General features: G+C 60.0%; 12 protein-coding genes. All 12 read left to right on the top strand.

The annotated features are described in order from the left end of the window. Window positions 1-123: 123 nt before the first annotated feature. The 12 genes from L0U83_RS36020 to L0U83_RS35965 all read left to right on the top strand — a co-directional run bounded on the left by L0U83_RS36020 (window position 124) and on the right by L0U83_RS35965 (window position 14,358). A complete protein-coding gene (locus L0U83_RS36020; protein WP_233888961.1) occupies window positions 124-603 on the top strand; it encodes a glycine zipper family protein in 480 nt (159 codons plus the stop codon). 89 nt (window positions 604-692) lie between these two features. Continuing rightward, window positions 693-1,094: a hypothetical protein gene (locus L0U83_RS36015; RefSeq protein ID WP_233888960.1), complete on the top strand. Its 402-nt coding sequence runs from the start codon at window positions 693-695 to the stop codon at window positions 1,092-1,094. A gap of 419 nt (window positions 1,095-1,513) precedes the next feature. After that, window positions 1,514-2,155: a lipid-binding SYLF domain-containing protein gene (locus L0U83_RS36010; protein ID WP_233888958.1), complete on the top strand. Its 642-nt coding sequence runs from the start codon at window positions 1,514-1,516 to the stop codon at window positions 2,153-2,155. 564 nt (window positions 2,156-2,719) lie between these two features. Next, window positions 2,720-2,929 carry a hypothetical protein gene (locus L0U83_RS36005; protein WP_233888955.1) on the top strand — a complete coding sequence of 70 codons (210 nt, stop codon included), beginning with the start codon at window positions 2,720-2,722 and terminating at the stop codon, window positions 2,927-2,929. Then, entirely contained in the window at window positions 2,926-4,215 is a 1,290-nt protein-coding gene (locus tag L0U83_RS36000) for a paraquat-inducible protein A (RefSeq protein WP_233888953.1), read from the top strand. Before L0U83_RS36005 ends, L0U83_RS36000 begins: the two co-directional genes overlap by 4 nt. Continuing rightward, window positions 4,190-5,812 carry a PqiB family protein gene (locus L0U83_RS35995; protein WP_233888951.1) on the top strand — a complete coding sequence of 541 codons (1,623 nt, stop codon included), beginning with the start codon at window positions 4,190-4,192 and terminating at the stop codon, window positions 5,810-5,812. Before L0U83_RS36000 ends, L0U83_RS35995 begins: the two co-directional genes overlap by 26 nt. Continuing rightward, on the top strand, window positions 5,809-6,399 hold the full coding sequence (locus L0U83_RS35990; RefSeq protein ID WP_233888948.1) for a PqiC family protein: 591 nt from the start codon (window positions 5,809-5,811) through the stop codon (window positions 6,397-6,399). Before L0U83_RS35995 ends, L0U83_RS35990 begins: the two co-directional genes overlap by 4 nt. A 106-nt stretch (window positions 6,400-6,505) precedes the next feature. Continuing rightward, window positions 6,506-7,681: a patatin-like phospholipase family protein gene (locus tag L0U83_RS35985; RefSeq protein WP_233888945.1), complete on the top strand. Its 1,176-nt coding sequence runs from the start codon at window positions 6,506-6,508 to the stop codon at window positions 7,679-7,681. Further along, window positions 7,678-8,421 (top strand): acetoacetate decarboxylase, encoded by a 744-nt coding sequence (locus tag L0U83_RS35980; RefSeq protein ID WP_233888943.1) that lies wholly within the window; start codon window positions 7,678-7,680, stop codon window positions 8,419-8,421. Before L0U83_RS35985 ends, L0U83_RS35980 begins: the two co-directional genes overlap by 4 nt. Before the next feature lie 603 nt (window positions 8,422-9,024). Further along, window positions 9,025-9,261 (top strand): hypothetical protein, encoded by a 237-nt coding sequence (locus tag L0U83_RS35975; protein WP_233888942.1) that lies wholly within the window; start codon window positions 9,025-9,027, stop codon window positions 9,259-9,261. Window positions 9,262-9,841: 580 nt separating this feature from the next. Then, window positions 9,842-11,128 (top strand): efflux RND transporter periplasmic adaptor subunit, encoded by a 1,287-nt coding sequence (locus tag L0U83_RS35970; RefSeq protein ID WP_233888941.1) that lies wholly within the window; start codon window positions 9,842-9,844, stop codon window positions 11,126-11,128. A gap of 11 nt (window positions 11,129-11,139) precedes the next feature. After that, window positions 11,140-14,358 (top strand): efflux RND transporter permease subunit, encoded by a 3,219-nt coding sequence (locus L0U83_RS35965; protein WP_233888940.1) that lies wholly within the window; start codon window positions 11,140-11,142, stop codon window positions 14,356-14,358. The last annotated feature ends 1 nt before the right edge of the window (window position 14,359 follow it).

Below are 14,359 nucleotides of genomic sequence, written 5' to 3'. Positions count from 1 at the left end.
CCTCCCCGGACGATAACCAGCTAAAAATAACAGCAACGGCGCGCGCTGCGCGAGCATGCTGACCGAAAGTCATTCCCGACGCGATTGCAAGAACGCCTGAAAGCAGTCACGGGAGCTTTAGTCATGCGAATAATTGTTCGACTATCGATCGTCCTGTCGACGCTAACTTTGGCGTTCGCGGCAGCGGCACAGCAACCGATCTTCTATCCGGCCAAAGGGCAAAGTGCGGCGCAGCAGAACACCGATACTGCGGACTGCCATTCGTGGGCCCAGCAAATCACCGGAGTCAATCCAGTTGCGCTTGCCGAACAGATGGCCAATAGTCCGCCGCCTGAGCAACAGCGTGGCCAGCTACTTCGCGGAGCCGGAGGCGGCGCATTGTTCGGCACTTTGATTGGCGGGGTGGCCGGCGGTCACTGGGCCGAAGGTGCGGGTGTCGGTGCGCTCGTCGGAACGATGGGCATGGGCATGCGAATGCGGCGCGAACGAGCGCAAATGGCGATGCAGCAAGAAGGTATGCAGCAACAAGCGTCGGGAGACCTGTCCCGATACAACCGGGCTGTCAAGGCATGCATGACCGGTCGAGGCTACACCGCCGAATAGGTAGGATGTCCGCGTCATCGGCGAGCCGATCGGGCAGTCGGTTGCATGCGGATCTGTACGCGGGTTCACGACAGGCAGGAGGAAGAGTCATGCTGAAGCCATTGCGGGCGACCGCGCTTGCGATCCTCGTTTGCTCAAGCCCGTCGTGGGTGCGTAGTGCGGACTTCGACGGCAGCAAGGCGCTCATTTGCGCGACAATCGATGCGCACTTCTGCGATATCGGCGATGTCTGCGTCAGGATGATTCCTTCTATTCTGGGGGCGCCGGATTTCGTGCACATCAACTTCGCGAAGAAGGTCATTGTCGGCCCACAGCAGCGCACTACCGCGATACGGTACATGGAACCGGGCGACGGCCAGTTGCTCCTGCAAGGTACGGAACTCGGCTATGGCTGGAGCATTACGCTCAACACGAAGACGGGTGGAATGTCCGCGACCTTGGTGAATCGCGACGATGTGTTCGTGCTGTTTGGTGCCTGCACACCGTCCTAGTTTGCTTGTCGAGCAAGACGGACCGCCTGCGCACTTCACTCCGGCCGAGCCCAATCTCTCATCCGGAAGTTGCCGGGATAACGCGCCGAAGGAATGCCTCTTCAACAGCCTGAAGAGCAATCGAGTGAACAGCACGGGGAGATCGTATGCATCGCGAAGCCGTGGCGGACTTGTTCGAATACATTGAGGTGCAGTGCACCTCACGGTGCCAGCCTCCTTTAACGGCCACGCTGTCGTTTCGTAACAAACCACCGAGTGTCGACATAGTCAGGCTGAACGTTTCCATAACCCAGCGGCTTCGTCAAAATGAATAAACATAATGGATTCAAGTTGGAAGCGTACTAGACTATTCGATGTGAGAAGAGCGTTGGAATTCAATCGGTGCGTTTGTGAGTTGTTAATTAAAAATGGAGCGCGTCATGTCGAAGATGCTACCTGCGCTAGCCTCGATTTCTGGATTGGCAATCCTCATGGCATGTACGACTAGCGGTCAGATGAGCGACAGTTCCATGCCGCCATCCACAACAGCTCAGCCATCGCAAGGAGTGCCCCTCGCGATGACGCCGGATTCGCAGATGCAGGGGGCAAGCGCGAAACATGTGGTTGACGCTGACTCTCAAGCGGCCTTGTCCAGCCTTGCATCAACCCATCCGCAGATGGGCGATTTGGCCCACAAAGCGAAGGCAGTGTTGATATTTCCAAGTGTGGTGAGGGCGGGCTTTCTTGCGGGCGTCTCGCATGGGGTTGGCGAACTAATCGAGAACGGCAAGGTCACGGGATATTACGCCACGACGTCGGTATCCTACGGGTTCCAGGCAGGCGTGCAGCAATACGCGTATGTCATGCTTTTCATGAATGAAGCAGCGCTAAATAATCTAAAGACAAGCAGTGATTTCGAGATCGGTGTCGGACCAACGGTAGTCGTGGTCGACGAGGGAACAGCAAAGAACCTTAACACCGAGACAGCTCAGTCAGATGTCTATGCAATGATTTTCAATCAGCAGGGTTTGATGGCCGGAACGGCGTTACGAGGAACAAAGATTTCTCGTATCAGTCCGTGACGGTTGGGCAGGCGAAGTGGTCGTTGAGACCGCTAGGCCCGCTTCTATTCGTGCCTTTCCAGTCAATCAGGGTAATGGTGCCGCTTTCGGTGTCAACGGCGCAGTGCATGCCGTCGATTAGTGTGTTCACATCGACAATCAGAGAGAGCGCAATCAATACTGATCGTCCTGGTCCAGAAACGACGAGAGACCTCGCGACTGCCTCCCCTGCCTGGATATCGGACCAAAGTCCCATTGTGCTTCACCCGGGTGGCGGCCAGACTTGAGCAAAAGTGGCCACGGCAGCCATGTGGGCTCGCAATCCGCAGACAACGGGCACGAGCGAGCCGGCGCCATATTCCGGCCTGTTCGCGACCTGGTGATCGCCGTTCCCCTCGTCTCGCGCGCAGATCCTCGTCCTCCACGCCGGCGGCTGAATGGGACGTCGCGTAGCGACGCGGACGTTCGCGCGGTTCGCACCGCTGCCGCGCCCGTGAACTCCTGAGTCAGACGAATGACGATGCGCAGCGCGCTCGATCCGTCGAATGTCTGAACGTCGAGGATCAGGTGAACGGTGCAGACACCATGATATGTATGTATTCGGCGAGTTCATCGAACGTTGACCTGACGCTCAATGTTTTCTTCGAAATCGGCGCGAATCCGGAACTCACGCAGGCGGGCGTGCAGAACGGTGAGCGCCACGTGTTGCCACGACCGCCAGAGCAGATTCAGTTCCAAGGCATCCAGGTCCAGAAGAAGTCGAGCACATTCAATGCTGCACAGGTGCCGCAATGACTCACAGGAAACTCATCGCCTGTCACGAATGCGACCTGCTGCAGCGCGAGGTGACTGTGCCAGAGGGCGGAACGTTGCGATGCCGGCGTTGCAGTGCCCAGCTTTACCGCGAACTCCCCAACAGTCTCGACCGGGCGCTCGCGTTTTCTCTCGCTGCGGTTGTACTCTTCGCGGTGTCCAATCTCTATCCGATCGTCGGCCTGGCGGTCAACGGGACGGTCGTCGAAACGACGCTGCTGGGGGCCGTGAGCGTGCTGTATCTGGACGGCAAATGGCCAATCGCGGGCCTCGTTTTTATTACAACTGCCCTGATGCCGATCTTGCAGACCGTAAGCATGCTGTGGTTACTGATCCCGCTGAAATGCAACCGCGCGCCGTGGGGCGGTCCGGCCATCTTCCGGCTCTGCCGCTTTTGCCAGCCTTGGGGGATGACCGAGGTACTGATCCTCGGCCTGCTCGTTGCGCTTGTGAAGTTGTCCGCGATCGCCGGCGTGGTTGTAGGCCCTGCACTGTGGTCGTTCGCAGCCCTGATGTTCGTACTGGCGGCAGCGGGCTCCGCTTTCGATATACGCAGCTTGTGGGCGCGCGTCGCCGCCGTCGAGCACATAGACGCAGAGCCAGACCTGGATGAGGCGTCTCTTCAAGGCTCGCTTACCGCAGCGCAATGCGGTCTCGCGCAGTGCCATGATTGCGGACTGCTCGCAAGCGCACGGGCCAACGCTCACACGTTCGATTGTCCGCGCTGTGGTGCAGCGATGCATGTACGCAAACCCGCAAGCCTGTCCCGAACGTGGGCCTTCCTGGTTGCTGCGATGGTGATGTACATCCCGGCGAACATGTTGCCTGTGATGTACACGAACTCGCTCTTCGGGACCGAGGACGACACGATCCTGTCTGGCGTCGTGTACCTGTGGACATCGGGATCGTGGCCGCTTGCGATCGTTGTGTTCGTTGCGAGCATCGCTGTGCCGATGCTCAAGATCCTCGCGCTCGCATACCTGACGATCTCCACACAGGCACACTCGCGCTGGTACCCCATCGAGCGCACACGGATCTATCGGATGGTCGAGTTTGTGGGGCGCTGGTCGATGCTCGACATCTACGTGATCACGATGCTCGTCGCGCTCGTGCAGTTCCAGGCACTTGCGACAATCCAGGCCGGCAACGCGGCGATCGCATTCGGTGCTGTGGTGGTGCTGACGATGTTTGCAGCGATGGCGTTCGATCCCCGCCTGATATGGGACGAAGTGGAGCGAGATCATGCCAGGACCGGAGAAAACGCCTGATTTCCCCGACGCGGAAGCAACGCCGCGCTCGCGCTGGCGTCTTCAGGTCGTCTGGCTCGTACCTGTCCTCGCGGTCCTGATTGGCGGATGGCTCGCTGTCAAGGCAGTCATCGAGAAGGGACCGACGATTACGATCAGTTTCGTGACTGCTGATGGTCTCGAAGCGGGAAAGACGAAAGTCAAGTTCAAGAACGTCGACATCGGGCTCGTCAAAACCGTAACGCTCACGCCCGATCACGAGCGAGTCATCGCGACGGCCGATATCAATAAGAATGCGACGAACATGCTTGTCGACACCACGCGTTTCTGGGTCGTGCGCCCGCGTATATCCGGCGGAACGGTGTCCGGGATCGGCACGCTCCTGTCCGGTTCGTACATCGAAATGGATGTTGGAAAATCGAAAGCCGAGCGTCGCGAATTCGTAGGGCTCGAGACACCACCCGCGATCGCGAATGATGTGCCGGGGCGCGAATTCATTCTGAAAAGCACCAATATGGGCTCGCTCGACGTCGGTACGCCTGTTTATTTCCGAAGGCTGCAGGTCGGACAAATATCCGGCTTCAAGCTCGATCCTGACGGGCACGGTGTGACGCTGAGGGTGTTTATCAACGCGCCGTACGACAAGTTCGTTCTTTCGGACACGCGCTTCTGGCACGCGAGCGGTGTCGACGTAACAGTCGGCTCGGGTGGCATCCAGGTCAATACGCAATCGCTCGTGTCGATCATGATCGGCGGCGTGGCATTCGAGTCGCCGCCGAACGGATTCGACGAAGCCGTCGCCGCGACCGACTCGACCTTCACGCTGTTCCCGGATCGGGCCGATGCGATGAAGGCGCACTATAACGTCGTCGTCAAGTACGTTGCCGACTTCACTGAATCGGTCAGGGGACTGACCGTGGGCGCGCCTGTAGACTTCCGCGGCATTGTGGTGGGCGAGGTGACAGCGATCTATACACGCTTTGATCCAACGACAGCGAAGTTCACTATCCCGGTGGAAATAGACCTGTATCCGGAGTTGTTCACGTCTCGCTACGAGGCCGGCGCGACCAGCGCCCCGGGTGGCCGCTTGTCCAACGATCCTCACGCACTGGCGGATCGCCTCGTCGCGAAAGGACTGCGTCTTCAACTTAGAACGGGCAATCTGCTAACAGGGCAACTGTACCTGGCCGCCGACTTCTTTCCTGATGCGCCCAAAGCCGCTGTCAACTGGGCGTCATCGCCTCCAGAACTTCCGACGATCCCCGGTAACCTGCAAAGGCTGCAGGACAACATCACGCAACTCGTGGCAAAGCTCAACACGATCCCGTTCGATGCGATTGGCAAGAACACGCGAGAGACGCTGGCGAGCGCGAAGACGCTGCTCAACGATCTCGACACCATGGTCGTCCCGCAGGCGCAGGGCACACTCGCCGCGGCCCACACTGCGCTCGACTCGGCCAACAACGCGTTACAGCCGAACTCCCCCTTGCAGCAGAACGCGACCGACATGATTCAGGAACTTTCACGCACGGCTACCGCCTTCCGCACGCTCGCCGATTATCTTGAACGGCATCCGGAGGCGTTGATTCGCGGCAAGCAGCAGGAGAACCACCCGTGACACGCGCACTGATATCGGTCGTTATTGCACTGTTGGGCGTGTCGCTTGGTGGCTGCGCCAGTTCGCCGACGTCCAGCTTCTACCGGCTGAAGCCTGACGCAGCACTCACCGCCATGGGCACCGCGGCGTCGCTATATGTCGTGGTCAACCCGGTCACGATTCCGGCATTGGTTGACCGACCACAGATCGTCGTCAGCCTTGCCGGCAATCAGGTGTGGCCTGAAGAGTTTCAGCGCTGGGCGGAGCCGCTGAAAGGCAATATTCAGCGAACGATCGCTGGAGATCTCGCGGTGCTGCTTGGCTCTGAGCACGTCAGCGTGTATGGGGTGGATACGAGTGGCGTGCCAGCGTGGCGAGTGCGCGTCGACATCATGCAATTCGATTCGGTGCTGGGGAATATGGCCACGATAGACGCACTGTGGACGATCTGGCCTCCAGACCAGGCGGCGCCGATTGTCGGGCGCACGCTCGCGCACGAGCCTGTGCAAGGGCAGGCTTACGACGCGCTTGTTGCCGCTCACGATCGTGCGTTGGGTTCGGTGAGCCGGGAAATTGCAACTGCGATCGTGAAGAGCCAGACGCGATAGCAGCCGCCACAGCGGCCTGAGCAACGCTCCCTGCCGGGGTTTCACGTTGTCGACTTCGTCAGTGGCGGTGTACCAATCGCAGTCACGTACTGTTTGCGAGGTGGAAATGATGAAGGCCAGAGCGAGCAAACTGCCTCGTCAGGTGATTGACAGCCTTGCCAGGTTCGACCATACCGTTTTTGTGTTGCAAGGCGGAGGCGCCCTCGGTGCGTATCAGGCTGGTGTATTTGAAGGCTTCGCTGAAATTGGTATCACTCCGGATTGGGTCGCGGGTATATCAATTGGCGCGATCAACGCGGCGCTCATCGTCGGAAATCCCCCAGAAAAACGGGTTGAGCGGCTACGCGAGTTCTGGGAGCGAGTTTCGGCCCGCACATCACTGATAACCCAACCCACTGCCGGCGCAACGCGCTCGTGGATCAATGCCTGGAGCGCGGCATCTGTGGTTACGTTTGGAGTGCCGGGCTTTTTTGTGCCGCGTGCGCTGCCGCCGTTCATGGCCGTTCCAGGCACAGCCGGCGCCCTCAGTTTCTACGACACTCATCCTCTTAAGAATACGCTCGAGGAGCTGGTCGATTTCGATCTGATCAACCGGCACGATATCCGTCTTTCGCTCGGGGCAGTTAACGTGTGCTCGGGGGAATCAGTCTACTTCGACAATACCAAAACGAGGATAGGCCCGGAGCATGTCATGGCGAGCGGCGCATTGCCGCCGGGATTTCCTCCTGTATTGATAGAGGGGCAGTGGTATTGGGACGGAGGAATCTCCTCCAATACACCGATGTGGTACGTCGTCGATGAGGCTTATCGGGAGAGCGCGCTCGTATTGCAGGTCGATGTGTTCACCGGCCCTGGCCACTTTCCGCGGAATCTCCAGCAGGTTCAGGAGCGCCTCAAGGACATTCAATACGCGAGCAAAGCGCGCTTTAGTTCGGCGCACATCAAAAAGACCGAGGAGTTGCGCACGGCGCTACGGCGTCTGCTGGACAAGCTTCCCGAAGCGCTGCGCGACGATCCAGACGCACAGCGGTTGGCGGCGGTGAGCACGCGAGGCGCGGTCGCCCTGGTTCATATGACCAACCGCCATAACACCGGTTCTTCAGACTTTAAGGATTACGAGTTTTCACGCGCCACCGTTGACGAACTATGGCAGGGCGGCCTCGGCGACGTGCACGATGCTGTTGCACGGAAAGCCTGGGAAGATGTGGTCGAGCTTGCCTATGGAATTCGTGTATTCGACCTGACACCGGTCGAATCGCAGAACCAGGAGAAAGCACCATGACGGAATCCGAGGTAAGAGAGAACGCCTTCGCCATGCCGCTCACGAGCCCCGCCTATCCACCGGGTCCCTACCGGTTCGTGGACCGGGAGTTTCTTATCATCACGTATCGGACCGATCCGGAGAGGTTGAAAGAGGTCATACCAGGCCCGCTCGAGATGGTTGAGCCTATTGTCAAATTTGAGTTCATCCGCATGCCGAACTCCACTGGCTTTGGTGACTACACCGAAGCCGGACAAGTCATTCCGGTGAGTTTTCAGGGGCACACCGGCAGCTACGTGCATGCGATGTTTCTCGACGACATGGCGCCTATCGCCGGCGGTCGTGAAATCTGGGGCTTCCCCAAGAAGCTCGCGAGTCCGCAACTGCGGGTCGAAAAAGACACGATCGGTGGCGTATTGCGATACGGGCCCGTTCCGATTGCGGTCGCTACGATGGGTTACAAGTATCGTCCCGCGTCTCACGACCGGATCCTGGAGTCGCTATCCGCACCCAACTACCTGCTCAAAATTATCCCTCACGTGGACGGATCGCCCCGAGTTTGCGAACTTGTGCGGTACTTTTGCGAGGATATCACTGTCAAGGGTGCATGGAATGGGCCAGCAGCGCTTGAGCTGTTTCATCACGCGCTTGCGCCTGTCGCTGAATTGCCAGTTCTGGAAGTGCTTTCCGGAGTCCATATCCTTACTGACCTGACACTCGGTCTGGGTACGGTAGTTCACGACTATCTGGCGGATCGCTAAGCCGCGCCGTCAGTTCGGCTTGCGCTTTCAAAGAACGCGCTTTTTGGCGTCTGACAAATAGCGAGGGCATGACGCTGTGGAGATAAAGGAGTACTACTGAGATCTGTTGTAATCAGCTATTTCCAGAAGCCGCCGGACTTGCATTCGCTAACCTGTCACATCGTTGGTCTTCGCTGACCGCGCATCCTAAACTCTTCATGACGGCGATGCATGGTGATCAAAGCTCCATCGATCATGCGCCGGTCACGTTTTGGCAGAACCTTCGGGAGACCGCCATGAAGATAGTGTTGCTGTTGGCTTGCTTAATGATCAGCTCAAGCGCGTTTGCGGAATGTGCGACGAATTCCCGCGGCGAAACGGTATGCGGGAATGGCTCGACTGCGGGCGGATATAACCGCAATACGGGCACGGCCTGGACATCTCAAACGAATCAGAACGGTGTGCGAACGACCCAAACCAATCGTGGTGGCGAGGCGAAGACGGAGAACGGGAAAGGCGTCGTACGTGGGCCCGGCGGCAAGACCTGTTATCGGACAGCGAATAGTCACGGTTGTAACTGATAGCGTACGGCTGCCTTGGTCCTCAACCAATCAGGAGAGGGGGATGAGGAGCAAACATTCCGCTATGGGGGTGAAAGACTACATGCTGCGCTATGCGCGCGACCTGGCAGACTCGGGCCAATACGCCGACTGGCGAGCGATCGAAGCGCTACTGCAGCAGAGGTACGGCGAAGAGCAGAGCGCTCGTTTGCTCAACGATGCGGCGATCCGGAGCGAGTTGGACCGGCGCTGTCAGGATGCTGTGCATGTTGGCAACAGCAACCAGCCGATCCAACATTGACGTGCGTGATGTCGGCAGGACTACATCGCCAATCTCCCAACTGTGTTTTCAACTTCAACGTTTGACCGAAGTCCTATAGTCGGTTTGCGTCGGCGTCCTAACCTGAATTCGCAAGGTGGCAGTTGCACGGGCAAGCGAAGAGTCCTCGCCGTACCGAGCAAGAGTTGTGCGCAGTTGGATATCGGACCAAAGTCCCATTGTATTTGGCCTGGACGGCTACCAAACTTCACGACTACGGGCGCCATGACACGACGATGCCGATACTTTGGCGCTGCGCGGCGCCGGTGGCGCTTTCGAGCGCGCCACATGCGGGACACCCTGGCCAAAATACGAGAATCTTTCCGGTCTTTGCGCAAAGCATCGAGGCGCGATGTATCGAGTGAGTCACACACGGCGGGGGCATTTTGTCAGGCAGCGGCTTGTCGGCTGGTTCCCAAACTGTCTCGGCCGGCGTTGCGTCTAGAGCAGTGTGCGGATCCTTGCTGATCCGGATCGCGAACAGTAAGCGGGCAACGAAGAGGTGACCATGGCGCACGTACCGGGGCGATGCGCAGGTCCGGCGCGTTGCGGGAGGCCATTCATGAGCGGACCGTTCTTTCCCGAGCATCGACTGTTACCCCGGGTTGCGGCGCGCCGGTACTGCCTGCCGCTCATTCTCGTCGCCGTTGCGCTGACACTCTTCGCCGGCTGCAAGAAGGCATCCGGGCCCCCCGCGCTCGGTGCGCCGGAAGTCACGGTGATGACGGTCGTGGCACAGGACACCCCGGTCGAACTCGAATTCACCGCGCAGACGCAGAGTTCGCGTGAAGTCGAGATTCGCGCGCGTGTGGACGGCTTTCTCGACAGGCGGATGTACACCGAAGGCGACAAGGTGAGGGCCGGCCAGACATTGTTCCTGATGGATCCGAAACCGTTTCAGGCCGCGCTGCAGACGACACGGGGCGAACTTGCGCAGCAGCAGGCGCGGCTGACGGTGGCGCAGCAGAATCTTGCGCGGGTCAAGCCGCTTGCGGCGCAGCAGGCGTTGAGCCAGAAGGATCTCGACGACGCCATCGGCAACGAGAAGGAGGCCCAGGCCGCAGTGATCTCTGCGCAAGGCCAGGTGGAGACGGCGGAACTCAACCTCAGTTACACGACGATCAAGTCGCCTCTCGATGGCCTCGCGAGCTATGCAAGGCAGCAGGACGGAAGCTATCTGATCGCCAATTCATCTGGGCTCCTCACCTATGTCTATCAGCTTGATCCGATCTGGGTGAATTTCAGTATTTCCGAAAACGAAATGCTCAAATTTCAGGACCAGATTTCTGCAGGCAAGCTGCTCTTCCCGCCGAACAGCGAGTTCGTCGTGGCAGTGATACTCGGCGATGGCACGGAATTTCCCCAGCACGGCACCATCAGCTTTGCGAATCCGGCGTTCAACACCGACACCGGCACTTTCCTTGTGCGGGCAACACTCGCGAACCCGAAGGGTACGTTGCGGCCGGGGCAGTTCGTGCGCGCGCGCGTGTCAGGCGCCACGCGGCCGAATGCAATTCTCGTGCCCCAGCGGGCCGTGCTCCAGGGCGCGAAGAGTCACTTCGTGTGGGTCGTCGACAATCAGTCGAAGGCCCGTCAGCGAGTGGTCGAAGTCGGCGACTGGAACGGCGATAACTGGTTCATCAACGATGGCCTGAAGGCCGGCGAGCGCATCGTGGTGGACGGCGCGATTCGCGTCGTGCCCGAAGTCCCGCTCAAGATTGCCGGCACGCTCCCTTCGACGAAGAGCGGCGGCAAGACGGTCGTTGAGAAGGGCGGCGCGTCGGCGCCACAGGTGAGCGGGGGCGAGCGAGCGACGGCGCCAGTCGCAACCAGCGGCGCTTCGCAGTAAGGGGCGACTCGATGAACATCTCGCGCTTCTGCATCGACCGGCCCATCTTCGCGTCCGTCATTTCGATCGTGATCACGCTCGGCGGCGCGTTGACGATGTTCTCGCTGCCCATCGCGCAGTATCCGGACGTCACGCCGCCGCAGATCACGGTCTCCGCGACCTACCCGGGCGCCAGCGCGGACGTCGTTTCGAACAACGTTGCAGCGCCGATCGAGCAACAGGTCAACGGTGCGGACAACATGATCTACATGTATTCGTCCGGCTCGTCGACCGGCAACTACACGCTCAATGTCTTCTTCGAGATTGGCACCAATCCGGAGCTAGCCCAGGTCGACGTGCAGAACCGCGTGAACCTCGCGTTGCCGCAATTGCCGCAGCAGGTGCAGTCGCAGGGCGTCCAGGTCCAGAAGAAGTCGAACGCCTTCATGATGGTGATCGCGATCTACTCGCCGGACGAACGCTTCGATCCGACCTATATCGCGAACTATGCGAACGTCTATGTGCTCGACACGCTCAAGCGGATTCCGGGTGCGAACCAGTCGTCGATCTTTGGCACTCCAGATTACGCGATGCGGATCTGGTTGAAGCCGGATCGGATGGCGCAACTCGGCATCACCGCCGGCGACGTGCAGAACGCCGTACGCGCCCAGAACCAGCAATTCGCGGTCGGCACCGTTGGCCAGGCGCCAACCGGCAACCCGGTCGAGCAGTCATTCGCGGTGACAACCAGCGGGCGGCTCGCGACGGCCGCCGAATTCGACGACATCATCATCCGTGCAGCGAGCAACGGCGCGGCGATCGTCCGCTTGAAAGACATCGGCCGGGCCGAGCTGGGTCAGAAGAGTTATTCGAACCGCACCACCTACCAGGGCAAGCCGGCGACGATCATCGCGGTCTACCAGCAGCCTGGTGCGAATGCGCTCGACGTCTCGAAGCAGGTACGCGAGACGCTCGCGGAGCTAAAGACGTCATTCCCTGAGGGGCTCGACTATCAGATCGCGATGGACACGACGGATTTCACGCGCGCGTCGATCGCCGACGTGATCCACACGTTCTTCGAGGCGCTCGTGCTGGTGGTGATCGTCGTGTTCGTGTTCCTGCAGAGTCTGCGCGCCACGCTCATACCGGTGCTGGCGGTACCGGTGTCGATCATCGGCACGGCGATGGGGATGGCGGCGCTGGGCTTTTCGATCAACATGCTGACTTTGTTCGGGATGGTGCTCGCAATCGGCATCGTCGTGGACGATGCGATCGTCGTGATTGAGAACGTCGAGCGCAACATGACCGTCTTCAAGCTCGGTCCGAAAGATGCGGCCAAGCGAGCGATGGACGAGGTGTCGGGACCGGTTGTCGCAATCGTGCTCGTCATGTGCGCCGTGTTCGTGCCGGTTGCGTTTCTCGGCGGGATCACCGGGCAGTTGTACAAGCAGTTCGCTATCACGATCGCGATCTCGGTGGTGTTCTCGGGTATCGTTGCGCTCACGCTGTCCCCGGCGCTTGCCGCCATCCTGATCAAGCCCACGCATCATGAGAAAAAGGGCTTCTTCCGGTGGTTCGACCATCAGTTCGAGCGGATGACGGCGGGTTACGGGCGTGCCGTGCAGTTCATGATCCGGCGTTACGTGCTGGGGCTCATCGTTTTCGGCGTCGTGATCGCGCTCGCGGTCCTGATGGGGAAGTCGATCCCAGGCGCTTTTCTGCCGCCCGAGGACCAGGGCTATCTGCTGGGCGCGATCATCATGCCCGACGCGGCGAGCCTCGACCGTACCGCGGCCGTGGGCGACAAGGTCACCGACTATTTCATGCAGCAGGCCGCGGTCAGCAGCATCACGATCGTGAACGGCTACAGCTTGCTCGACAGCCAGAACAAGAACAATGCGGGCACGTTCTTCGTCGGCCTGAGAGGTTTCGACGAGCGGTACAAGTTCTCGAACATCAGGGAGCAAAATGCGCGCGCAGTGCTGATCAAGGCCTACGAGACGCTCTCGAAAATTCAGGAGGGCATCGTCGTCCCGGTGAATCCGCCGTCCATTCCGGGCCTGGGTACGACGGGCGGCAGCGAGATGTGGATCGAAAGCCACGGAGACGGCTCTATTCAGCAGCTCGCCGGTGTCGTGCAGGACTTCGTTGCGAAGGCGAAGGCGCGCCCCGAACTCACCGGCGTGACCACGACGTTCAACGGGAACTCGCAGCAGTTGCTGGTGGACGTCGACCGCGACCAGGCGGAGACGCTCGGCGTGCCGGTCGAAGAGGTGTACAGCGCGATGCAGACCATGTTCGGCTCGCTTTATGTGTCGCAGTTCAACAAGGACGCGCGGCTCTGGCAGGTGATCGTTCAGGCCGATCCGCGCTACCGGCTCACGCCCGCGGACCTCGACCAGATCTACGTGCGCAGCAACACGAAGAACATGGTGCCGATCAAGGCGGTGATGACTTACAAGTACGTCACGGGCCCCGACCTGATCACGCGCTTCAACAACTTCCCGGCGGTGAAGATTACGGCGAATGCGGCGCCGGGCTACAGCTCGGGCCAGGTAATCGATACCTTGAAGGAGCTCGCCGCGCAGATGCCGCCGGGTTACGCCGTCGGCTGGAGCGGCGAGGCGTTCGAGGAGATCAAGTCGGGCTCGACCGGTGGCCTCGTGTTCGTGTTCGGGATCATCATGGTGTTCCTGATCCTCGCCGCGCAATACGAGAAGTGGTCACTGCCGCTCGGCGTGCTCATGGCGGTGCCATTCGCTCTTTTCGGTGCGCTGCTCGCGATCCTGCTGCGCGGCCTGAACAACGACGTGTACTTCCAGATCGGGCTGACCATGCTGATCGCGCTCGCCGCGAAGAATGCGATCCTGATCTTCGAGTTCGCCGTGCTGAACCGGGAGGAGGGCAAGACGCCGTACGACGCTGCGCTGACCGCCGCGAAAGAGCGCCTGCGGCCGATCGTGATGACTTCGCTTGCGTTCATCCTCGGCTGTGTGCCGCTCGCCATTGCGCTGGGCGCCTCGCAGAACAGCCGCCATTCGATCGGCACAGGCGTGATCGGCGGCATGCTGGGCGCGACCGCGATCGCCGTGTTCTTCATTCCGATGTTTTACTGGGGGATCGAGTCGCTGGGTTCGCGCAAGGACGGCGGGAAGGAAACACCCGCGCCGGGCAGCGGAACGCCGCCGCCCGCGTCCGGCGGCTCAGGCTCGCCGACGGTTACGCCGTCCGTGCGGCGTGAGGATGATTGAC

The organism is Paraburkholderia flagellata (assembly GCF_021390645.1).
Lineage (GTDB): Bacteria > Pseudomonadota > Gammaproteobacteria > Burkholderiales > Burkholderiaceae > Paraburkholderia > Paraburkholderia flagellata.
The sequence above is the reverse complement of the archived record's forward strand: the minus strand, read 5'-3'. Positions and strand labels throughout refer to the sequence as shown.